18 protein-coding genes and 1 tRNA gene are annotated in these 23,065 nt (G+C 63.5%); 9 read left to right on the top strand and 10 right to left on the bottom strand.

All coding sequences use genetic code 11. From position 1 onward, the window contains the following. Nucleotides 1–399: 399 nt before the first annotated feature. From QN084_RS15405 to QN084_RS15395, 3 genes are all read right to left on the bottom strand, one after another. Nucleotides 400–1,653, bottom strand: coding sequence for a tyrosine-type recombinase/integrase (locus tag QN084_RS15405; RefSeq protein ID WP_139126736.1), 1,254 nt, complete (start codon nucleotides 1,651–1,653; stop codon nucleotides 400–402). Further along, nucleotides 1,653–1,847 carry a helix-turn-helix transcriptional regulator gene (locus QN084_RS15400; protein ID WP_069694694.1) on the bottom strand — a complete coding sequence of 65 codons (195 nt, stop codon included), beginning with the start codon at nucleotides 1,845–1,847 and terminating at the stop codon, nucleotides 1,653–1,655. The genes QN084_RS15405 and QN084_RS15400 overlap by 1 nt, the downstream gene beginning before the upstream one ends. A gap of 321 nt (nucleotides 1,848–2,168) precedes the next feature. Continuing rightward, the gene (locus tag QN084_RS15395) at nucleotides 2,169–2,840 is read right to left on the bottom strand and encodes a hypothetical protein (protein WP_210731162.1); all 672 of its coding nucleotides are present in this window, start codon (nucleotides 2,838–2,840) and stop codon (nucleotides 2,169–2,171) included. 253 nt (nucleotides 2,841–3,093) lie between these two features. Here QN084_RS15395 and QN084_RS15390 point away from each other — a divergent pair, with 253 nt between their 5' ends. The 7 genes from QN084_RS15390 (at nucleotide 3,094) to QN084_RS15360 (ending at nucleotide 12,090) form a co-directional block, all read left to right on the top strand. Next, a complete protein-coding gene (locus QN084_RS15390) occupies nucleotides 3,094–3,585 on the top strand; it encodes a hypothetical protein (RefSeq protein WP_259362839.1) in 492 nt (163 codons plus the stop codon). 233 nt (nucleotides 3,586–3,818) lie between these two features. Next, complete coding sequence (locus tag QN084_RS15385) at nucleotides 3,819–5,174, top strand: hemolysin family protein (RefSeq protein ID WP_062095275.1); 1,356 nt, start codon at nucleotides 3,819–3,821, stop codon at nucleotides 5,172–5,174. Further along, complete coding sequence (locus QN084_RS15380; protein ID WP_069694691.1) at nucleotides 5,171–6,211, top strand: hemolysin family protein; 1,041 nt, start codon at nucleotides 5,171–5,173, stop codon at nucleotides 6,209–6,211. The genes QN084_RS15385 and QN084_RS15380 overlap by 4 nt, the downstream gene beginning before the upstream one ends. A 91-nt stretch (nucleotides 6,212–6,302) precedes the next feature. After that, nucleotides 6,303–6,902 carry a TetR/AcrR family transcriptional regulator gene (locus tag QN084_RS15375; protein WP_062095270.1) on the top strand — a complete coding sequence of 200 codons (600 nt, stop codon included), beginning with the start codon at nucleotides 6,303–6,305 and terminating at the stop codon, nucleotides 6,900–6,902. 323 nt (nucleotides 6,903–7,225) lie between these two features. Then, entirely contained in the window at nucleotides 7,226–8,722 is a 1,497-nt protein-coding gene (locus QN084_RS15370) for an aldehyde dehydrogenase family protein (RefSeq protein ID WP_069694689.1), read from the top strand. Next, a complete protein-coding gene (locus QN084_RS15365) occupies nucleotides 8,723–10,375 on the top strand; it encodes a GMC family oxidoreductase (RefSeq protein ID WP_021474251.1) in 1,653 nt (550 codons plus the stop codon). It abuts the gene before it with no gap. Between the two features lie 149 nt (nucleotides 10,376–10,524). Then, nucleotides 10,525–12,090 carry an APC family permease gene (locus QN084_RS15360; RefSeq protein ID WP_069694688.1) on the top strand — a complete coding sequence of 522 codons (1,566 nt, stop codon included), beginning with the start codon at nucleotides 10,525–10,527 and terminating at the stop codon, nucleotides 12,088–12,090. A gap of 113 nt (nucleotides 12,091–12,203) precedes the next feature. Here QN084_RS15360 and QN084_RS15355 read toward each other — a convergent pair whose 3' ends face one another. From QN084_RS15355 to QN084_RS15325, 7 genes are all read right to left on the bottom strand, one after another. Beyond that, complete coding sequence (locus QN084_RS15355; protein WP_021474249.1) at nucleotides 12,204–13,043, bottom strand: aldo/keto reductase; 840 nt, start codon at nucleotides 13,041–13,043, stop codon at nucleotides 12,204–12,206. Nucleotides 13,044–13,165: 122 nt separating this feature from the next. After that, nucleotides 13,166–13,621 (bottom strand): hypothetical protein, encoded by a 456-nt coding sequence (locus tag QN084_RS15350; protein ID WP_069694687.1) that lies wholly within the window; start codon nucleotides 13,619–13,621, stop codon nucleotides 13,166–13,168. An 8-nt stretch (nucleotides 13,622–13,629) separates the two neighbouring features. After that, nucleotides 13,630–14,289, bottom strand: a complete 660-nt coding sequence (locus QN084_RS15345) for a bacterial proteasome activator family protein (RefSeq protein WP_021474247.1) — start codon at nucleotides 14,287–14,289, stop codon at nucleotides 13,630–13,632. A 92-nt stretch (nucleotides 14,290–14,381) separates the two neighbouring features. After that, complete coding sequence (locus QN084_RS15340; RefSeq protein WP_021474246.1) at nucleotides 14,382–14,573, bottom strand: YbdD/YjiX family protein; 192 nt, start codon at nucleotides 14,571–14,573, stop codon at nucleotides 14,382–14,384. After that, nucleotides 14,573–16,843: a carbon starvation CstA family protein gene (locus QN084_RS15335; protein WP_062095260.1), complete on the bottom strand. Its 2,271-nt coding sequence runs from the start codon at nucleotides 16,841–16,843 to the stop codon at nucleotides 14,573–14,575. The genes QN084_RS15340 and QN084_RS15335 overlap by 1 nt, the downstream gene beginning before the upstream one ends. Nucleotides 16,844–17,016: 173 nt before the next feature. Next, nucleotides 17,017–17,559, bottom strand: a complete 543-nt coding sequence (locus QN084_RS15330) for a PadR family transcriptional regulator (RefSeq protein ID WP_021474667.1) — start codon at nucleotides 17,557–17,559, stop codon at nucleotides 17,017–17,019. A 25-nt stretch (nucleotides 17,560–17,584) separates the two neighbouring features. Beyond that, nucleotides 17,585–18,568, bottom strand: coding sequence for an NAD(P)H-quinone oxidoreductase (locus QN084_RS15325; protein WP_021474668.1), 984 nt, complete (start codon nucleotides 18,566–18,568; stop codon nucleotides 17,585–17,587). Nucleotides 18,569–18,666: 98 nt separating this feature from the next. On the opposite strand from QN084_RS15325, the gene QN084_RS15320 reads away from it, so the two are divergent. Both QN084_RS15320 and QN084_RS15315 read left to right on the top strand, forming a co-directional pair. Then, nucleotides 18,667–18,754: transfer RNA gene (locus QN084_RS15320), tRNA-Ser, on the top strand. Nucleotides 18,755–19,058: 304 nt separating this feature from the next. Further along, the gene (locus tag QN084_RS15315) at nucleotides 19,059–23,045 is read left to right on the top strand and encodes an ExeM/NucH family extracellular endonuclease (protein ID WP_259362837.1); all 3,987 of its coding nucleotides are present in this window, start codon (nucleotides 19,059–19,061) and stop codon (nucleotides 23,043–23,045) included. The last annotated feature ends 20 nt before the right edge of the window (nucleotides 23,046–23,065 follow it).

Here is a 23,065-nt window from a genome sequence, read left to right as displayed (position 1 = left end):
GGGTGACAGATTCCGACGCCCGTGAAAATGGCCGAGTTCCCTACCCACGAGGATGCGCCCGACCGGAACCTTCTTCGCAAAGGCATGATAGGCAGCGGCAGAAACGAACCGGATGGCCCCGCCGAAGCATTCCCGCCCGTTGCTCCCGGATGGCTTCCAGATTCAGTGGATTCCCAGGGATGGGTAACCGACGCTGGGGTCCGGCCGGCCCTCAAGAGTGCCGGACCAAATGGACCGATGAGCAGCAATGGTGAGTACTCCTAGAAGACGCGCTGCCGATCTTATGTCTCCAAGCGAGCATGAAGACCAGGCGATGTCCGGCTCGAGGGAGGCGGGACAGCGCCGCTAAGAATCTAACAACCCGTGACAGGAGGCAGCTGAACAGCTCATGACTTGACCTCAATCACTCGGCGGAGCCAAATTTCCGAGACTGGATGAGTAATCGGGCACAATGTCGGGTCGCTGGATGTAATGCCGTCGTGTGGTCTCGGGAGAGGAGTGTCCCAACTGCATCTGAGCGGCTTCATGGCCAAATTCCTCCGAGATAGCAGTCCCGACAGTGGAGCGAAACACGTGTGGTGTTATTTTTTCACCGACAAGGGTTCCGCCCGTCGCCTTCTTCAGATCGTCGCGGAAGTTGCTGGGTCGTACGAAGGTGCCGTTCCGGGTTGGGAAAACTGCGTTCGTTGGGGTTAGGCGCCGGTTGAGATTTCGTCGCCTGATCATGGCCTTGATCCATTCCTGGGTCAGCGGCAAGGTTCTCTGGCTATCGTCGGTTTTGGGAAAGTTTTGACGGTAGAAAGCACCCTTCCGCTCAATGAGTGTGCCGCTTACCGTAAGGAACATCGCGGACCCATTGATGTGAATGTCGTCCCAGCGCACGGCCAGAACTTCCCCTATGCGCAGGCCGGTGGCCATGAGGAGCAAGACGACGTCCGAAAGCCTGCTGGTTGGTTTGGGCCCGCCTACGCCCGGTTCCGGTTGTCTGGCCCGTACCGCTTCGTGGACTGCCGCCACGGTGGCCTGTTTCAGCTTCACCGGTGCTTTCTTGGCGTTCGGAATTCTCGACACGGATCTCACCGGGTTGTCCGAGCGATGTCCTTGGCGTACTGCATAGTCCATGACCTGCATGAGGACCTGCTTGGCCATTGCCGCGGTCCTGTAACCGGTTCCGGCCTGCTTGTTGTAAAGATCGTGAATTGTTCTCTCACAGTCCGACGTTTTCAGCCCGCTCACGTTCAGTTCCCCCATGGCTGGAAGGATGTGGAGTCGCAGGTTGCTTTCGTAGGAAGTCCAGGTCTGGAGCCGGAGCTCGTCCGTTGCAACAGTTCCGGTTTGAGTGGTCTGATCAATTTTCACCGGAGCCGGTTTGCGCCACTCCAACCAGCGCATTGCCAACTCCCCCAAGGTCAGGGCCTCTTCCTGCATTCTTTGAGCTCGTTCTGCGTGTTGTTGTGACTGCACTTGTGCGTTTTTGAAGGCAAGCCGCAGGGCGCGGTCCGCTGCCCCGGCTGTTTTGCCTGAGCGCTTGATGTCACGGCGGGCACCGGAGTCGTCCCGGTAACGACCTCGGACAGTCCAAACGCCGGTGGTTTCGTCTTTCACAGCTGGATATTTGAACAGCTCCCAAACTGGCATTCGCGTTCGGGGCATCAGGAGGCCTTTCCTGTCTGGACGTTCATCCACTCTTCGATGTCCGCCAGGCGATAAAGGACTCGCCCGTTTCCAATCCGCTGGTATCGCGGGCCGTAGTCGATGCTCGCCCAGTTGGCCAGGGTTGCCGTGCTCAGGCGCAAATGTGCGGCTGCCTCTTTTCGGGTCAGCCATACTGTCGGTTCAGGGTTCATTGTTGTTTCCACAAGGATCTTTATGCCGACGTCCTGACCACGGGTGTCACTTTGGCGAAGGCACACTTTCGGGCACACTTTCAAAAGTGACCCGCGGGAACGCCCGGGAACTCCGGTAGAACAGAAGTTCCCTAGATTACGTGGGCTACGGGTGCAGCAGGAACGCCACGGACTGCCCGGGAAACGTTCACTCGTAATGAAAAGGTCATCAGTTCGATTCTGATAGGAAGCTCGGTTCAACCCCGGATAGCCCTCCTTCAAGGGCAATCCGGGGTTTTTTATTGACCGTTTTGACCCGCGGGCTGCTCCGGAAGCCACGCCCTATTTGAGGCTTAACACCTCGTCGATCGGCCGGTTGTTGACGAACACCTGCGCGCTCGTCGCTCCGGACGCGGCCATGGCGGTGTATTCCAGCTGGGCCTTCGCGCGCGGGACATCGCATACGCCACCCAGCATGAACTGCCCGGAGAGCCAGATGGTGATGGTGCTGCCGTTCAGCTCGCCGCCAAGGTAGCTGAGGTTGGACTGGTACAGCACGTTGATCAGCCCGGAGAGGCCGACGTCGCGGCTCTTGTTGGCTAGCAGGGCGTTGATGCTCGGGCCCACCTGGTCCGTGTAGGTGACCGGCGCCGTCGTGGTGGCCACCAGGCTGTCACCGCACCCGATGCGCGGCCCGGAGACGCCGTTGTCACCGACCGCCACGTAGTAAACGGTGAGCGGTCCGGTCTGTTCAGGGAGACCGGACGGCACTGGTTCCTGCGTGGCTGGCGTGCTTGCGGGGGCGGACGACGGCGGCGCGACAGGCGTGGAGGCGGCTGGGGCTGAGGTGGTGGCCGACGCCGTCGTGCCCGCTGTTGAGGTGGGGCCAGTCGTCGCGCTTGGGCTGGCGCTGCTCGTGGTGGGCGACGGACTCGGCGGCCCGAAGCAGGCTGTCAGGACCATCAGGCTACTGAGCCCGAGAATGCAGAGTGCCGAGAACCTGGGCCTGGTCATGATGCCCCCTTGAAACCTGACGACGCCGTTGCCGGCGCCACTTTCAAGCTACGCCTGAGGGTTATTCCATAACAGGGACTAAAGTCCGGGCTGTTGGGGCCGCCTGCATGGCAGGCGGGGGCTTTGTGCCCTGTTTACGGTCCGGGACCGGTCCTAGCCTGAGTTAAGCAGCGCGGTGAAGGGCCGGCTGCCGGATCCGGGAGGCATACGGTGAAATCGGCAAACGCAAGCATCATCGCAGGCGTCGTCATCATTGTGCTGTATCACCACCGCCCAGCTCACGGGCGGCGCCTGGGGTGCAGCCTTCCTGTTCGTCTTCATGGGTGCCGGCTTTGCCGCCGTGTTCCTCCGCGAACCGGGCAACTGGTGGGCCCTGATCCCTTCCGGCGTCATGTTCACCCTGGCGGTCATCGTGGCCCTCCCGCAGGAACTGCAGGGTACCCCTACCGCCGCCATCCTCTTCCTGGGTTTGGCGGCCACCTTTGGTGTGCTTTCGCTGGTTCCGGTGCGCGTCGATGAAACCAGCGACCACAGGAAACGGATGAAATGGCCGTTGATTCCGGCCGGGGCACTGGCGGTGATGGGGCTGATCTTCATCCTCCAGGCCACGGTCCTGCTGATCCCTGCGGATTTCGCCTTCCCTGTGGTCATGATCGTGGCCGGCGCCGCCCTGGTGGTGTTCGCCTACCTGTCCCACCGGGACGGACGGCGGAAGGCGCACGACCCCGGCCCGCGGGCAGGCTGAAGAACCCGGAACTGCGGATTTCCGGGGGTTTCTTTGGTTTACAACGCCCTTCCGGGATCATCAACGGTCTGCGCCTTCTCACGGTTCCGGTTTCAGCCTGCGGCGCACAAGAACGCCACGGTCCTCAACCAACCCGTAGAATGACGACATTATGGATGACCCTCCTTCACATATGCCCAGGCCCCTCTGCCCGCTGACCGGATTGCCGGTCTCCCAGGGAGAGGGGCGCCCGAATGTATGAATGGATCATGCTCGGCATAGGCCTCGTCCTCACTGTCGGCACTGGATTCTTCGTCGCTTCGGAGTTCGCTTTGGTCAATCTGGACCGGACCGAACTTGAAGCCCGCCAAGCCCGCGGCGAAAAGCGGCTGGGGCCAACCATCAAGGCCCTCAAGATCACCTCGACGCACTTGTCCGGCGCGCAGCTCGGCATCACGCTGACCACGCTGCTCACCGGCTACACCTTTGAGCCCGCCATCAGCCGGATGCTCAGCGAGCCCCTGCAGTCCTGGGGCCTCCCGGCTGATGTGGTTCCCGGGGTGGGGGCAGTTGCGGGGATTTTCCTTGCCACTGTGTTCTCGATGGTGATCGGCGAGCTGGTCCCCAAGAACTTCGCTTTGGCCTTGCCCCTCGCAACAGCCAAAGTGGTGGTTCCTTTCCAGGCGCTGTTCACCGCCGTCTTCAAACCCGCAATCCTGCTGTTCAACAACACCGCAAACAAGATCATCCGGTCCTTCGGCATCGAGCCGAAAGAGGAGCTCTCCGGTGCACGCTCAGCAGAGGAGCTGTCCTCGCTGGTGCGGCGGTCCGCCATGGAAGGCCTTCTGGATCAGGACCATGCCGAGTTGCTGAACCGAACCCTCCGGTTCTCGGAGCACACGGCCGGTGACGTCATGACTCCCCGTGTCCGTATGATGGCGGTGGATGCTGACCAAACTGCCGCCGAGATCGTGGAGTTGGCCTCTGCTACGGGGTTTTCGCGCTTCCCGGTGATTGGCCGGGACCGGGACGAAATCCTGGGCGTCCTGCACGTGAAACAGGCCTTTGCCGTCCCCTTGGAGCAGCGCGATGCAGTGGTGGCGACGTCCCTGATGACCGAACCGTTGTATGTTCCGGAGTCCAAGGACGTGGACGCCTTGCTGGTATTGCTCCGCAAACAGGGCCTGCAGGTAGCGATCGTCTCTGATGAACATGGCGGAACAGCAGGGATAGTGACCCTCGAGGACCTCGTGGAGGAAATCGTGGGCGAACTCGAAGATGAGCACGACCGGGCACGCGCAGGTGTGGTCCGGGTGGGACGCTCCATCACGTTCGACGCGTCCCTGCGGCCGGATGAGCTGCTGGACCGGACAGGGATCGTCGTCCCCGAAGGGGAAGAGTACGACACCGTGGCCGGGTTCATGTCCGACCAGCTGGACCGGGTGCCTGAATTGGGCGATGAAGTTGAGGTGGCCGGGGGCGTGCTGCGGGTGGAAAGAGTGGCCGGCGCCCAGCTGGGGCGCATCCGTTTCACTCCGGACCCCGACACTGAACACATCAGCACCCATGACCAGATCATCAACAAGATCTCCGAGGAGCTTCGGCCATGAGCGAGTACCTTCCCGGCATCATCTGGCTGGTCATCCTGCTGGTAGTGAACGCGTTCTTCGTGGGCGCCGAGTTTGCCGTGATTTCGGCCAGGCGGTCACAGATCGAGCCCAAGGCCGAGGCCGGCAGCAAAGCAGCAAAGACCACACTGTGGGCCATGGAGCATGCCACTTTGATGCTGGCCACCAGCCAGCTCGGCATTACGGTCTGCTCGCTGGTGATCCTGAATGTCTCCGAACCGGCCATCCACCACTTGCTGGAGATCCCGTTGGGCCTGACGTCCCTTCCGGCGGAAGCCATCGGCATCATTGCCTTCGTGGTGGCCCTGGTCCTGGTGACGTTCCTCCACGTGGTGGTGGGCGAGATGGTTCCCAAGAACATCTCCTTCTCGGTGCCGACCCGCGCCGCCCTCCTCCTCGCTCCCCCGCTGGTCCTCGTGGCCAAGGTGTTCAAGCCCGTGATTTGGACGTTGAACGGGATCGCGAACTCCGTGTTGCGCCTGTTCCGCGTGGAGCCCAAGGAGGAGGCCACCAGCGCCTACACCTTGGATGAAGTAGCCACGATCGTTGAGCAGTCCACCCGCGTGGGTACATTGAATGACACCAGCGGCACCTTGACCGCTGCTTTCGAGTTCACGTCCAAGACGGTGGGCGAGGTTGAAGTACCGATTGCCGACATGGTGTTGTTGCCGGATTCTTCAACCCCGGCCGACATCCAAAGGACAGTAGCGGAGCATGGGTATTCCCGTTACATCCTCACTGACCGGGACGGCCAACCCTCCGGTTACCTGCACTTGAAGGACGTGATGGACCTGACCACCACGGAAAAGTTCAACCGTCCGGTGCCCGAGAAGCGAATCCGCCGCCTGGCCTCGGTCTATGTGGGCAGCGAGCTTGAGGATGCCTTGGCCTCGATGCGCAGAAGCGGCGCACACATTGCCCGCGTCTTCAACTCCGACGGCGCCACCACCGGCATGCTGTTCCTGGAAGACATCATCGAGGAACTGGTAGGCGAGGTCGAGGACGCCACCAGCGTTTAAGGCCACCACGGCAAGGCCCGGTTTGCGCTCCACCATGACGACAGGACGCGCGGACCGGGCCTCACCTGTGCGGGCACGTTAGTCTGGCCCTATGGGGACAGATACCTTGAAATCCGGCGAGCAGCTCGACAAACAGTCCCGCATCCTCGAAGCGGCCTTGGAGTTGCTCTCCCGGCACGGTATTTCCGGGGTCAGCATGCGTGCTGTGGCCCGCGAGGCCGGAGTGGCCCTTGGCCTGGTGAACTATTACTACGACGACAAAACCAGCCTGATCCGGGCGGCCTTGCAGCACGTTGATGAACACGACCTCCTCCTCGTGGCACCAGACCCAGCCGCTGACCCCGTGGAGCACCTCCGCCGCGCCCTCCGCCGGGTGGCCGGCGCCGACCTGTTGACTACCCGTTATTTGTCCCTGCGCCTGCATTTGTGGGCCCTCGCGCAAGCCGATGAGGGCTACGCCGAGATCAACGCTGCCGCGTTTGACCGCTACTTGGACGGTTTGGCGTCCCTGATCTCCAATGCCAAGCCCGGGCTTTCCTGGGGTGAATGCCGCGACCGGGCCGCCGACGTCGTCGTCATCCAGAACGGCATGTGGCTGACCTCCCTCCTCGGCATCGACGCGGCCGCCATCGAGCGCAGCATCGCCCGCACGGAAGAGATCGCTTTCGCCCCGGCGCCTGAAGCGAGCTGACGCCGACGCCGGATCGCCTGCTAAAAGTCACAAACTCACGGCTTGATATATCTGATGCCGCAAAGTCTTGAACGATCGTTCAAAGTGTTCTACTGTCTTTCTATGACCTACGACACACTCAGTCCAGGCTCCTAGCACCACAGGCCACCGCTGCATCGCAGCCAGGCACGCCACATACAGACCTTCGTGCCGGATCAACGGCTCGTAACTGCAACACCACAGGCAACATGCCAAAGCCATACAAGGCCCGGCCGCGCCGTGCCCGAATCCTGGCGGACCCCGCTCTCCAAGCCCAGCACTTTGCCCGATTCATAGGGAGAACAATGTCAACAACAGCATCCACGCTCTTCATCAACGGTTCATGGGAGGCAGCTGCTTCCGGTGCCGCCCGGGAGATCCGAAACCCGGCTGACGGTGAAGTTGTCGCCACCGTTTCCGAAGGTGGCAAGGAAGACGCCGAACGCGCGATCGCCGCAGCCCGGGCAGCCTTCGACTCAGGCGTCTGGTCTTCCGTCCCCGCCCCCGAGCGCGGCTCCTTCCTGCTCAAAGTCGCAGCCGGACTGCGCGAACACCGCGAAAAATTCGCACGGGCCGAATCCTTGGACACCGGAAAACGCATCATCGAGAGCCGCATCGACATCGATGACATCGCTGCGTGCTTCGAATACTTCGGCAAGCTCGCGGGCCAGCAGCCGGGCCGGGTGGTGGACGCCGGGAACCCCGACGTCGTCAGCCGGATCGTCTACGAGCCCGTCGGCGTCTGCGGCCTCATCACCCCGTGGAACTACCCCCTTCTCCAAGCGGCGTGGAAGATTGCACCGGCACTGGCCGCAGGCTGCACGTTCGTCCTCAAACCAGCAGAGTTGACCCCTTCCACCAGCATCCTGTGCATGCAGCTCATGAAGGACCTGGGACTGCCCGACGGCGTCGCGAACCTTGTCACCGGTCCCGGCCGGAAGGTGGGCGCACCGCTGACGGAACACCCCGACGTCGACCTCGTTTCCTTCACCGGCGGCCTGGAGACCGGCAAGAGCATCGCCGCGGCCGCTGCCGCAACCGTCAAGAAGGTGGCGCTGGAACTGGGTGGCAAGAACCCCAACGTGGTCTTCGCCGACGCGGACTTCGACGCCGCCGTCGACAATGCGCTCAACGGCGCGTTCCTGCACTCCGGGCAGGTTTGCTCGGCAGGCGCACGGCTGCTGGTGGAGGAATCCATCGCCGAACGCTTCGTCGACGAACTGGCCCGCCGCGCAGAAGCCATCCGCTTGGGCGGCCCCTTCGACGAGGACGCGGAAACCGGCCCGCTGATCTCTGCCGACCACCGCGACAAGGTCCACGAGTACGTCCAACGCGGCATCGCCGAGGGTGCCCGGTTGCGGACCGGCGGCGGGGCGCCGGAAGGCGATAAGTACGACGCCGGTTTCTACTACCGGCCGACCGTCCTGGACCGCGTCACGCGGGGAATGTCGGTGGTGACCGATGAGGCATTCGGCCCGGTAGTGACCGTGGAAACTTTCCGCACCGAAGACGAAGCCGTGGCAACCGCCAACGACACGATCTACGGGCTGGCCGGAGCAGTGTGGACGCAGGACGCCGGGAAGGCGCAACGGGTGGCGGGCAGGCTCCGGCACGGCACCATCTGGATCAACGACTACCACCCCTACCTCCCGCAGGCGGAGTGGGGCGGCTTCGGACAGTCGGGAGTGGGCCGGGAGCTCGGCCCCACGGGACTGGCCGAGTACCAGGAAGCCAAGCACATCTACCAGAACACCAGGCCGCAGGTAACCGGCTGGTTCGCTGACCACAGCAAGGAGAACTAGATGCACTTCGACACCATCGACGCCCTCGGCGAGCGCACGTTCGACTACGTCGTCATCGGCGGCGGATCTGCGGGAGCCGCAGTGGCCGCCAGGTTGAGCGAGGACCCTGATGTCACTGTCGCGCTGGTGGAAGCCGGCCCGGACGACCGCAACATTCCTGAGGTCCTGCAGCTGGACCGCTGGATGGAGTTGCTGGAATCCGGCTACGACTGGGACTACCCGATCGAGCCGCAGGAAAACGGAAACTCCTTCATGCGCCATGCACGTGCCAAGGTGATGGGTGGCTGCTCAAGCCATAACTCCTGCATCGCTTTCTGGGCACCCCGGGAAGACCTGGACGAGTGGGAGTCCAAGTACGGTGCCAGCGGCTGGAACGCTGATGCTGCCTGGCCGCTGTACAAGCGGCTGGAGACCAACGAGGACGCCGGCCCGGAGGCTCCGCATCATGGTCATTCGGGCCCGGTACACCTCATGAACGTCCCACCTGCCGATCCTGCCGGCGTTGCCCTGCTGGATGCTTGCGAGCAGGCCGGCATTCCCCGCACCAAGTTCAACACAGGCACCACGGTGATCAACGGAGCGAACTTCTTCCAGATCAACCGCCGCGCGGACGGTACCCGGTCCTCCAGTTCGGTGTCCTACATCCACCCCATCATCGAACGCCCCAACTTCACCCTGCTGACAGGGTTGAGGGCGCGCCAACTGGTGTTCGACGCAGGCAAGCGCTGTACCGGCGTCGATGTTGTCGATTCGGCTTTCGGCCGCACGCACCGACTGACGGTCAACCACGAGGTCATCCTGTCCACAGGCGCCATCGATTCCCCCAAGCTGTTGATGCTCTCCGGCATCGGCCCGGCGGCCCACCTCGCCGAGCACGGCATTGAGGCTTTGGTGGACTCCCCCGGGGTGGGCGAGAACCTGCAGGACCATCCCGAGGGCCTGGTGCAGTACGAGGCCAAGCAGCCGATGGTGCAGACTTCCACGCAGTGGTGGGAGATCGGCATCTTCACTCCCACGGAGGATGGCCTGGACCGGCCGGACTTGATGATGCACTACGGTTCGGTTCCGTTCGACATGAACACCCTGCGCCACGGCTACCCCACGACGGAAAACGGCTTCAGCCTCACTCCCAACGTCACGCACGCCCGCTCCCGCGGCACGGTCCGTCTCCGCAGCCGGGACTTCCGGGACAAGCCCATGGTGGATCCCCGCTACTTCACGGACCCGGACGGACATGACATGCGCGTCATGGTGGCCGGTATCCGGAAGGCCCGCGAGATTGCCGCGCAGCCTGCCATGGCTGAATGGACGGGACGCGAGCTGTCGCCCGGCGTTGAGGCCCAGACGGACGAGGAGCTGCGGGAGTACATCCGCAAGACCCACAACACGGTGTACCACCCGGTGGGAACCGTGCGGATGGGCGCGTACGACGACGACATGTCACCTTTGGATCCCGAGTTGCGGGTGAAGGGGGTCACCGGGTTGCGGGTCGCCGATGCGTCGGTCATGCCCGAGCATGTGACCGTGAATCCCAACATCACCGTCATGATGATCGGCGAGCGGTGCGCGGACCTGATCAAGGCTGCCCGGGCTGAAGCGAACCTTGCCGTCTCTGTTACCGCAGAGGAGGACTTCACGCCGTCGTACGCCTAAGGGCCCCCCAACGGGGGCGCCTCCTAGGGGGGATAAGTATCCACAGCAAAAATTTTCGATTCCGCCGCGCCCCAGGGCGGCCGATCCGATCTTGCTTTTCTGATGAGGAGTCCACAGTGGAACCCAGCAAGAGTAATGATTCAAGCGGCATGGACGAATTTGGCTACACGCAAACCCTCGACCGCAGCATTGGCAAGTTCGCCAGCTTCGCTGCCGGCGTCAGCTATATCTCCATCCTTACCGGTGTTTTCCAGCTTTTCTATTTCGGTTTTTCCATGGCCGGCCCGGCCTACGCCTGGTCCTGGCCCATAGTCTTCGTAGGCCAGCTCATGGTGGCCCTTTGCTTCGCCGAGCTCGCCGGACGTTACCCGGTAGCCGGTTCGGTCTATAACTGGGCCAAGCGGTTGTCGACCGGGACGATGTCCTGGTTGGCCGGTTGGCTGTTGTTGCTGTCCTCGATCATGGCCCTGGGTTCTGTAGCACTGGCGCTGCAGATCACCTTGCCGCAACTGTGGTCCGGGTTCCAGTTCGTCGGAGATGGCAGTGGTCCCTTCGACTTCGCCATGAACGGTGTGGTTCTGGCGACGATCATGATCACCCTTTCCACCCTGATCAACGCCTTCGGCGTGAAGCTCATGACCCGCATCAACAGCATCGGGGTCTTCGTGGAGCTGATCGCCGCGGTGCTGCTCATCCTTGCCTTGGGCTGGCACGTTGTCCGGGGTCCGGAAGTCTTCTTTGATACTGCCGGCTTCGGTGAAGGCCACGACCTTGGCTTCTTCGGCGTCTTCCTGATCGGCGCCATGGCATCCGGGTACGTGATGTACGGCTTTGACACGGCCAGCTCCCTGGGCGAGGAAACGAAGGATCCCAAGAAGACAGCACCCAAGGCGATCCTTCGCGCCGTCACGGCGTCGTTCCTGCTGGGCGGACTGATGCTGTTGTTCGGCATCCTGGCCGCTCCCGACCTCAGCGACCCCAAGGTGGGACACGCTGACGGCGGCCTGCAGTACATCGTCCTGAGCGTCCTCGGCGGACCCTTCGGCAAAGCCTTCCTGGTGTGCATCGTGGTGGCTGTCGTGGTCTGCACGCTCGCCGTTCACGCGGCGGCGATCCGCATGATGTTCGCCATGGCAAGGGACAACAACCTGCCGTTCAGCCGGCAGCTCAGCAAGGTTGATCCGGTCCGCAGGACGCCCACGGTGGCTGCGATCGTCATCGGGGTTATAGCGGTAATCCCACTGCTCATCAACGTGATGCAGCCCGCGATCTTCACCATTCTTTCCAGCATCAGCATCGTGTTGATCTACATGTCCTACCTGCTGGTGACAGTGCCCCTGCTGCGCAAGCGGTTCCTGAAGAAGTGGCCGCTTGCCAACGACGGATCCGAGCCCGGGTTCTGCATGGGCAAGTGGGGGCTTCCGGTGAACATTGTGGCCGTGCTGTGGGGTGGGGCCATGACGCTGAACCTCATCTGGCCCCGACAGGAAATCTACAACTCCGTTCCGCCTTTTGAGTGGTACCTCCAGTGGGGCGGCGTGATCTTCGTGGCCACGGTGACTGTTGGCGGCGCGCTGCTCTACCGGCTGAAGATCAGGCACCAAACGGGTGTGCTGGCCGAGCATGCAGCGGCCGTCGCCGCGCACCCGGCCTCAGGCGAGCAGGCCAGGCCCGCAGGCGAGGCAGCGAACCCGTCCGCCGCCGTCGTACCTTAACTCCGGTTCTTAACCAGAACGCCCCCACCCGTGTAAGTAGCAGTAGTGCGCGTTTTGAGCGATCAAAACGCGCACAACTGCTACCCAGTTGGGTGGGGGCGCCTGTTTAAGAATCAGGCGAAGTCGGAAACTGCGGGATCCGGTCCGATGCGGCCTTCAGCGCCGCGGTCCAGGCCGTTGATGGCCTCGACGTCGGCTTCATCCAGCTTCACGGACAGCGCGGCGAAGTTTTCCTGAATACGGGATTCGGTGACGGACTTGGGAATGACCACGTTGCCGATCGCGAGGTGCCAGGCAATAACCACCTGTGCGGGGGTGGCATGGTGCTTGGCGGCGATCTCGGCGATAGTCGCGTTCTCGAGCAGCTCGCCGCCCTGGCCCAGCGGCGACCAGGCCTGCGTGAGGATGCCCTGTGCGGCGTCGAAGGCACGCAGCTCGGACTGGTTGAAGAACGGGTGCAGCTCCACCTGGTGGATGGCCGGTACTACTCCGGTCTCGTCGATGAGGCGCTGCAGGCCCTCGATGCTGAAGTTGGACACGCCGATGGACTTGACCCGGCCGCGCTTCTGAAGCTCGATCAGGGCCTTCCAGGTGTCAACGTACTTGTCCTGCTTGGGCTGCATCCAGTGGATGAGGTAGAGGTCCAGGGTTTCCAGGCCCAGGCGGTCCATGGAGTCCTCGAAGGCCGCCAGCGTGGACTCGTAGCCCTGGTCAGCGTTCCACAGCTTGGTGGTGATGAAGATTTCCTCGGCGGAGAGGCCGGAGGAGGCAATGGCACGGCCCACACCGGATTCGTTGCCGTAGATCTTGGCGGTGTCGATGTGGCGGAAGCCGGCTTCGAACGCCTGGCGGACCACCTTTTCGGCTACATCGTCTTCAACCTGCCACACCCCGTAGCCGAGCTGGGGGATGGTGTTGCCGTCGTTGAAAGTCAGTGTTGGTGAGGAAGTCATGATGCCATCCTGCCAGCCTCAGGCCGCTCTGCGCGCCCGAAAACAGGAAGATCAGCTATCCGCTTAACTCATTGCACCAAGGGAATAAGGGCGCACGCGGGTAGTTGCATGCGCCGCACGCTTTAGGGGTTTTCGCCTTGCTCATTCATCAGCCGCTCAGCGTCAGCGACCTGCTCGAAGACGGCCTCCGCGCGGCGGTGCACGGACAGGGCGCCCACAGGAACCGGCCCCACGGCGAGGCGAAGCATGGCTGCCGCCTCGGCGGTGGTGGCCAAGGCATTTCCTGCCTTGGACAGCGCCCGGTGCACTCCTGCCAAAGCACCGGGAACATCCAAGCCGTCGCTGGGTGAGCGCTTCTGGGCTTCCACGCACACCGCCCGAACCCGGGGCAGCAAAGCGGCCAAGGAATTTGCGATCTCTACCAGCTCGCCGTACAGCTGATCGTCCTCGACACCCTCAAGGACCTGATGGTACCGGTCCAGCCCGCGTTGAAAACGGTCATGGGCCCGGCGCCACAGGCCCTTGCCAAGCTCAAGATCATCCTTCCGCCCTTGCCGGACGACCCCAAAGAAACTCATGGACGAGCTTAGAGGTACTGGCCCGGACCGTGGTCGGGGTCCTCGGGACGTCCCGGGGACCCAGGCGCCGCGGCTCCTGGAGCAGCAGCCCTCTGCGGTTGGCCGTTCTCGCCAATAATGATCCCCGGCGCGATCACCGTACCCGGGGGCAACTGGCGCAGCTGCCGCTGGGCTGCTGCGTGGTCGCGCGCGGCCTGCTGGGCGGCGATGGCGGCTTGGATGCCGTGGAACAAACCTTCAAGCCAGCCAACGAGCTGGGCCTGGGCGATCCGAAGCTCGGCGTCAGAGGGTGCTTTTTCATCGGGGAACGGCAGGCTGATGCGTTCCAGCTCTTCAATCAGCTCGGGCGCCAGGCCATCTTCCAATTCCTTGATGGAGCGTTCGTGGATCTCGGCCAGGCGGCCCCGGGCAGCTTCGTCCAAGGGAGCGCTCTTCACTTCTTCCAGCAACTGGCGGATCATGGTTCCGATCCGCATCACTTTGGCCGGTTCATCCACCAACTCCTGCAGGTTGGAGCCCTTCGGCTTACCGTCCCCGGCGTCGCCCGGTTTCCCGTCGGCCGCGGCCGGGGCATCCCCGTCCAGCGCGTTGCCCTCCACGGGAGTGCCCTCAACAGGGGTGTCGTCCGAAGCCTCATCCTTGGGCTGAATGTCGTTCAGATCGCTCATGGGTTTCATACTCTCACGCCCAAGCGGACCAACCGGGGTCGGTCGGCCTTTTTGGACTTCGTTTGTAGCGAAACTCCCATGGCCACCGGGATTCAGCAGCAGCGGCCTTGGGGGTTGGTGTCCTGCCGGTCCATCCGGTCCCGCCAGAACTCGCGTTCAGTCATGACGGGACCGGAATGGCCTACAGCTTCGAAGTGCTCAACGTACTTTTGGTACGCGTCGGCGCCCATGACCGCCCGGAGGTAACCGGCGAAGCCACGGAGGCCCTTGAGGACGGCATTCATCAGTGATGCCCGGCCTTCTCCAAACGCTTCTCCGGCGGCAGTGCGTTCCATGTTGCCTGCAACTCCTTCTCCGCTGCCGTCGGGATCAGGCCGGCGGGGGCGAACACCTTGGAGGGGAGGGCAGGGTCCTCATGGTCCTCGCCGCCTCCGGCGCGCAGGGCCCGCACCGTCGCGATGATGGCTGCGACGATCACAATGATGCTGAGGGTCACGAAGATGACCGACAACACTCCCTGGATCATGGTGTTGCGGACCACGGCTTCCATGGCCGCTACGGTCTTGGCCGTGCCGAACTCCGTCTTTCCGTCCGCCAAAGCCTTGCTGAAGGCTGCGTTGTTCGCGAAATAGCCGACGGCGGGAACAGGCGAGAAGATCTTGTGGAAGCTCGCCGTAATGGTCACGACGGCGGCAAAGGCCAACGGGACGGCCACGATCCACAGGAACTTGAACGTTCCGCGTTTCGCCGCGATGGCCATGCAGACCGCCAAGGCAATGGCAGCCAGCAACTGATTCGCAATGCCGAACAGCGGGAACAGGGTGTTGATGCCGCCGAGCGGATCCGTGACGCCCATCAGGAGGACGGCGCCCCACGCTGCCACCATGATGGCTGTGCAGATCCAGGCACCCGGGCGCCATGACGCTTCCTTGAACTTGGGAACAAAGTTGCCGATCGAGTCCTGCAGCATGAAGCGGGCTACGCGGGTGCCTGCATCGACGGCCGTCAGGATGAAGAGCGCCTCGAACATGATTGCGAAGTGGTACCAGAACGCCATCATTCCCGGACCGCCGATGAACTGCTGCATGATGTGCGCCAAGCCAACGGCCAGGGTGGGAGCACCGCCGGAACGGGAGATGATGCTCTCCTCCCCCACGTCGCTCGCGGTCTGCGCCAGGACGTCGGGGGTGATGTTCACATTCGCCAGGCCCAGGCTGTTCACCCACTGCGCAGCGGACTCAACCGTTCCGCCGGTGAGCGCCAAGGGTGCGTTCATGGCGAAGTAGATGCCCCGGTCGATCGAGATTGCGGCCACCAGGGCCATGATCGCGACGAAGGACTCCATGAGCATGCCGCCGTACCCGATGAACCGGGTCTGCCGTTCCTTCTCAATGAGCTTCGGCGTAGTGCCGGAGGAGATGAGGGCGTGGAAGCCGGAGAGGGCACCGCAGGCAATGGTCACGAAGAGGAACGGGAACAGCGCACCGGAGAAGACCGGACCGTTCTCACGGCTGGCGAACTCGCTGAAGGCCGGGACGTTGATCTCCGGACGGACCACGATGATGGCCACGGCCAGCATGGCGATCACACCGATCTTCATGAAGGTGGACAGGTAATCGCGGGGCGCCAGCAACAGCCACACCGGCAGGATGGCGGCGATGAAGCCGTAGATGATGATGCCCCAGGCGATGGTCACCTTGTCCAGGTGGAAGAAGGCTGCGCCCCATTCCGTTCCGGCCACGGCGCCGCCGCCGATGATGGCTGCCATGAGCAGTACGAAGCCGATGATGGACACCTCCATCACCCTTCCGGGACGGATGAAGCGAAGGTAGACGCCCATGAAGAGCGCGATCGGGATGGTCATGCCCACCGAGAAGACACCCCACGGGCTCTCACCCAAAGCGTTGACCACAACCAGCGCCAGGATGGCGACGATGATGATCATGATCAGCAGGGTGGCCACCAGGGCGGCGGTTCCGCCGATGACGCCAAGTTCCTCGCGCGCCATTTGGCCCAGGGACCGGCCGCCGCGGCGCATGGAGAAGAACAGCACCAGATAGTCCTGCACGGCACCGGCCAGTACGACGCCGATGATGATCCAGATAGTGCCGGGGAGGTACCCCATCTGGGCTGCGATGACAGGTCCCACCAGCGGCCCGGCACCGGCGATCGCGGCAAAGTGGTGCCCGAACAGGACGTTCCGGTCCGTGCGGACGTAGTCCTTGCCGTCGGCTTTGTATTCGGCCGGGGTGGCACGACGGTCATCCGGCTTGGTCAGGTACCGTTCAATGACCTTGGAGTAGAACCTGTAGCCGATCAGGTAGGTACAAACCGCTGCGAAAACGAACCAGATGGCGTTGACAGTCTCGCCGCGGACCAGGGCCAGCATCACCCAGGCGACGCCGCCCAGCAGCGCAATGGCTACCCAGAGACCGATCTTGGCGGGAGTCCATTTCCGTTCCTCGGCTTCGCGGACTGAATCGTCCACTGCCGGCGCGGGCAGCGTGGGGTCCAATCCCTCCACGAGTCCGGTTTGCTCAGGTAACTTGCCCATTTTCTCCTCCTTGAGACCTGCCGCGGCGCTGTGCTGCCTGCGTTGGCGTCATGATGCCGCGCGCGGACACACGGCAAGCGCACGCTAGCAAGGAGGTTCCCCGGGGAAGGGCGACCCACCGCCCAGGCCCGTCCGGGTGCGGTGAACGGTAGTGATGCTGCGATGAACGGCGGTTAGTTGGAGTGGTTGCGGCCTTGAGCCTGCACCATCCGGGCTTCGCACAGGTCCAGCCAGCGGACCTCGGCTTCCGCTTGGAAGATCAGGGAATCCAGGACCAGGAGCCAGGCCGTATCCGCCGGGCGCTGACCCGCCGAGGCCGCCTTCCTGGCCTGGGTGTAGTCCTGCAGGGCGCGCAGCGAAACCTCGCGCTGGGATTGGATCACCGCGGAAGGATCGACGTCGGGAAGGGTGACGGCGAGCGCCAGCTTGATGGCGATCTCGTTGCGGGGCGGGTTGCCGCGCTCAACCGCATCCTCAAACCAGGCATCCACCTCGGCTACCCCGGCGTCAGTGATGCTGTAGACGACGTGTCCCCCGCCGTCGTCGCCGTCTTTGCTGACCAGCCCGTCCCGCTCAAGGCGGTCCAGGGTTGTGTACACCTGCCCGATGTTCAACGGCCACGCGGCGCCGGTGCGTTCTTCGAATTCCGAGCGCAGCTCGTAGCCGTACCTGGGCTGGCCCTGGAGCAAGGCCAGGAGGCTGTGCCGGATGGACATGGGGCTCCTCGCTGTAGTGGTCGGGTCAGAGCAGCAGCAGGACTTTTCCTACGTGGTCGCCGGAGTCGAAGTACTTGTGCGCCTCCCCCACCTGTTCCAGCGGGAACGACTTGGCCACGAGTGGTTTGATTCGCCCGTCGGCGAGCATGGGCCACACCACCTCCCGAACGGCGGACATGATGATGCCCTTCTCCGCCACCGGCCGGGGGCGCAGCGCCGTAGCGATGACGGCAGCCCTCTTGCTCAGGAGCTGTCCCAGGTTGATCTCGGCCTTGGTGCCGCCCTGGAGCCCGATGATCACCAGCCGGCCGTAATCGGCCAGTGCATCGATGTTCTGCTGGAGGTACTTGGCGCCCACGACGTCGAGGATCACGTCGGCGCCTTTGCCGCCGTTTTGTGCCTTGAGGCTTTCGACGAAGTCCTCTTCGGCGTAGTTGATGGCGATGTCGGCACCCAGGAACGCTTTGGCGGTGCCCACTTTCTCATCAGTGCCGGCAGTGGTGGCCACCTTGGCGCCGTAGGCTTTGGCCAGTTGGATGGCCATGGTGCCGATGCCGCCCGTCGCGCCGTGGATGAGGACCGTCTCGCCTTGCTGGAGCTGTGCCGTCATGACGAGGTTCGAGTAAACAGTGGCCGCCACTTCCGGAAGACCCGCCGCCGTCACCAGGTCCACGCCCTCGGGTAGACGCAGCACTTGTTCGGCCGGTACCGCCACCTGCTGGGCGTAGCCGCCGCCGGAGAGCAGCGCGACTACCTTGTCCCCCAAAGTAAAGGCCTTGGTGACACCAGGCCCGAACCCCGCGATACGGCCCGACACTTCAAGGCCGGGAATCTCCGAGGCCCCCGGTGGCGGCGGGTAAAAGCCCCGGCGCTGTTGGACGTCGGCGCGGTTGAGGCCTGCGGCTACGACGTCGATCAGCACCTCGCCCTCGCCGGGCACCGGTGCCGGTACTTCCCTTACTTCGAGGACTTCGGGTCCGCCTGGTTCGGAAATAAAGACGGCTTTCATGACGAACTCCCGTTTTCTTGCTGCACTAACCGGCTCCGGGGCCTGAAAGTACGTGATGTTTTGGTACAGCCAACTCCCTATGAAACACTACTAGGCAGGGAAGGTTGTCCGAGCGGCCTAAGGAGCTGGTCTTGAAAACCAGTGTGCGGTAACCCCGTACCAAGGGTTCAAATCCCTTACCTTCCGCGTAACAAGTGCCCCGGGTTCCAGAACCCGGGGCACTTTCTGCTTTCCAGCCCTCGTCGCCGCCGCTGCCGTCCGATTATCTGAGAACCTGCCCCCGGATAGCCATTGAAAGTGTCAGGGGCCGCACATAGTGTTCTATCGGGCAACCTTCCGCTTACCGGCAGGCAATGCCCCATTCATCCGTTCGCGCTGAGCTAGACCCGAGGCAGCTTTACCCGGAGCAACTTCCGGTTCATCGTCCGCGCCATGGAACGTGGACGCCCTCAGCGAGCCCGGCTGGGCTCCCTCACGAAAGTAAGAGCGGATGCGACGTAAGCACTGGAAATTCCTGGCGGGCACTGTCCTGTCAGCGGGGTTGGCAGCGGCCCCACTGACGGCTGTGCCGGCCCTCGCAGCAGATGACCCCGCGGCTCCTGGTTCGCCGGTAGTCGTCAAGGAGGCGTATTTGCTGCAGCCGGAGTCCGGCACCAAGACCATCGCCGAGATCCAAGGCACCGGCCCCGCCAGCCCACTCGTCGGCAGCACCGTGACCACCCGCGGCAAGGTGACCGCGGCCTACGCCACCGGCGGCCTGAACGGCTACTACGTCCAAAGCCCGGGGACGGGAGGCGACAGCAGCGGGGCGGCCAGGACGGCGTCGGACGCTTTATTCGTCTACTCCCCCACGACGGCGGGTTCCGTTCAGCCGGGCGACTACCTGGAACTGACCGGCGTCGTGAGCGAATTCGCGAACCAGACGCAGATCACGGTTCAAGCGGCGGGTGTCACGAAACTGACCGATCCCGCCCCGGAAGTGAAGGCCACACCGCTTTCCCTCCCGGCCAACGACGCCGCACGCGAGCGCCTCGAAGGCATGCTGATCGCACCCCAAGGCGACTTTGTGGTGACGGACAACTACGCTCTGAACCAGTACGGCGAAATCGGCCTCGCGGCCGGCACATCACCCCTGGTGCAGCCGACGGCGGTAGCCCCGTACGGTTCGGCAGAGTATTCGGCGGTTGTGGCTGACAACGCGGCGCGCGGCATCAAGCTCGACGACGGCGCGTCCACCAACTTCCTTAAGGACGCCGCCACCAAAGCCCAACAGCTGCCCTACCTCACTCCGGAAAACCCCGTACGGGTGGGTTCGCCTGCCACGTTCACGACCGACGTGATCCTGGGCTACGGAAACAACTCCTGGAAGTTCCAGCCCCTCGCGCCCCTGACTGCGGCCACTGCGGACCGGGTGCAGCCCGCGTCCTTCGCTGTTGCACGCCCTGAAGGCCCTGCCGACGTGGGCGGCAACCTCAAGCTGGCCTCCTTCAACGTCCTGAACTACTTCCCCACCACGGGCGATCAACTCAGCGGCTGCGTGTACTACACCGACCGTGATGGCAACCCCATCACCGTCAAGGAAGGTTGCAACGCCCGCGGCGCCGCCAACGCGGAGAACTTCCAACGCCAGCAGGCCAAGATCGTCGCCGCCATCACCAAGTCCGGGGCCGACGTTGTCTCCCTGGAAGAGATCGAGAATTCGGCCCAGTTCGGCAAGGACCGCGATGCCGCTTTGGCAACACTGGTGGACGCCCTGAACGCGAAGACCCCCGGGGTGTGGGACTACGTCCGCACGCCGGCGAATGCTCCTCCGCTGAGCGATGAGGACATGATCCGGACGGCCTTCATTTACAAGAAAGCCACGGCCGAACCGGTGGGTGGCTCAGTGATCCACAACGACACCGATGCCTTTGCCAGTGCCCGCAAGCCTTTGGCCCAGGCCTTCAAGCCCGCGGGCGCAGCAGATGACACCAAGTTCATCGCAATCGTCAACCACTTCAAGTCCAAGGGATCCGCCGCTACGCCGGAGGACACGGACAAAGGCCAGGGTGCATCGAACCTTGCCCGGACACGCCAGGCCGAGTCACTGCTCGCTTTCGCCAAGGACCAGCAGGTTTCCATGGGCACGGACAAGGTGTTCCTGATGGGCGATTTCAATGCCTACGCCAAGGAGGACCCCCTCAACGTGCTCACCGGCGCGGGCTACACCAACCTGGAAGCAGGGACGGGCAAGCATTCCTACTTGTATGGCGGAATGGTCGGCTCGCTGGACCACGTTCTGGCTTCTCCCGCCGCCCTCCCGACAGTCACGGGAAGCGACATTTGGAACATCAACTCCGTGGAGTCCGTGGCACTGGAATACAGCCGGTATAACAACAATGTGACCAACTACTATGCGTCGGACGAGTTCCGGGCCAGCGACCACGATCCCGTGGTGGTCGGCCTTGACCTGGCACCAAGTGCGCCGCAGACCGTAGGCCTTCAGTTCCTGGGGATCAACGACTTCCACGGCAGGATCGATTCCAACACCGTACTGTTCGCCGGAACGGTGGAGAAGTTGCGTGCTGCCGCGGCACCGGGCGCCACGGCGTTCATCTCGGCCGGGGACAACATCGGAGCATCACTCTTTGCCTCCTCCGTGGCGAAAGACCAGCCCACCATCGACGTCCTGAACGCCCTCGAGCTGCAAGCCTCCGCGGTTGGCAACCATGAGTTCGACGGCGGCTGGGAGGACCTGCGCGACCGCGTCGCCGCAGGTGGCACCAACGCTAAGTTCGCCTACCTTGGCGCGAACGTCTACCAAAAGGGCACCACCACTCCCGTCCTGCCCGAGTACAAGGTGCTGGAACTCAACGGCCTGCGCGTGGCAGTGATCGGCACCGTCACCCCGGAGGTTCCTTCCCTGGTGACTCCGGCGGGCATCGCCGACCTGGAGTTCGGTGATCCGGTGGATGCCATCAACCGGGTTGCGGCGAAGATCAAGGCTGAGGGCGCCGCTGACCTGATCATCGTCGAAAACCACGACGGCGCAGCGTCCGGAACGCCCGACGGCGCCACGTTGGAGGAGGAAGTTGCCGCCGGAGGACCGTTCGCGAAACTCGTGAACCAAACCACGCCCGACGTCGCGGCAATCTTCACCGGCCACACCCACAAGGAATATGCCTGGGACGCCCCGGTGCGGGACGCCGACGGGCAAGCCACCGGAAAGACCCGGCCGATCATCCAGACCGGCAACTACGGGGAGAACGTGGGAACCGTGACCTTGACCGTGGACGTGGCTTCCAAGACGGTCACCGCCTACGAAGCATCGATCGTGGAGCGCACCACCGACACTCCCGAAAGCCTCGTTGCCGCCTACCCCCGGGTGGCAGCCGTGAAAACGATCGTGGACAAGGCCTTGGCTGACGCCAAAGAGATCGGCAACCAGCCGGTAGGGGTAGTGACCGCTGATATCACCACGGCGTTCACGCCGGACCCCGAAGGCGGCGCCCCCAAGCGGGACGACCGCGCGAGCGAGTCCACGTTGGGCAACCTCGTGGCGGACTCACTGGTGGACACGCTCAAGGCGCCGGAACTGGGTGCAGCGGAGATCGGCGTCGTTAATCCCGGCGGGCTCCGCAACGAGCTGTACTACGCCCCGGACGGAACCATCACCTATGCCGAGGCGAACGCGGTGCTGCCGTTCGTCAACAATCTCTGGACGACGTCCCTTACTGGCGCGCAGTTCAAGACGCTCCTGGAACAGCAGTGGCAGACCAACCCCGACGGAACGGTACCGAGCCGCCCGTACCAGCAGTTGGGCTTGTCCAAGAACGTCAACTACACCTACGACGCCGCCCGCCCGACAGGTGAGCGCGTCACCGGGATCTGGGTGGACGGTACGCCGATCGATCCGGCCAAGCAGTACAGGATCGGTACCTTCAGCTTCCTAGCCACCGGCGGTGACAACTTCCGCGTCTTCCAGGAAGGCAGCAACACCAAGGACACCGGGCTGGTGGACCGGGATGCGTGGATCAAGTACCTCCAGGCGCACAACCCGGTATCGCCCGACTTCGCGCGCCGTTCCGTAGCTGTTGCCAACACAACAGCCAGCGACGTCACGGCCGGAGATGCCCTGAGCCTGGCCGTTTCCAAGCTGGACCTGACGTCCATCGGCAGCCCGGCGAACAAGACCCTCAAGGCCTCGTTCGTCGACGCCGCAGGCACCACCGTGGAGTTGGGCGATGTTCCGGTGACCTCCGGTGCCGCGAACGTCAACGTCACGGTTCCCGCCACAGCAGCAGCCGGTACCGCGACGCTGGTGCTCACCGCCGTCGAAACCGGCACCACGGTCAAGGTCCTGGTCACGGTGGCGGAGAGCGTCCCGAATCCGCCGCAATGCACGGCACCGGCCAAACCATCCAAGTGGTACGACATTGCGGGCTGGCTCCGCTACGCCATCGCCTGGTTGGAATATCAGAGGTGCCTGAGGGGCTGACAAACCCCGGTTGGCAGTGA

The organism is Paenarthrobacter sp. R1 (genome assembly GCF_030264015.1).
In the GTDB taxonomy this organism is placed as follows: Bacteria; Actinomycetota; Actinomycetes; order Actinomycetales; family Micrococcaceae; genus Arthrobacter; species Arthrobacter ureafaciens.
Note: the sequence above shows the minus strand (reverse complement) of the source record. Positions and strands in the feature narration are given on the sequence as shown.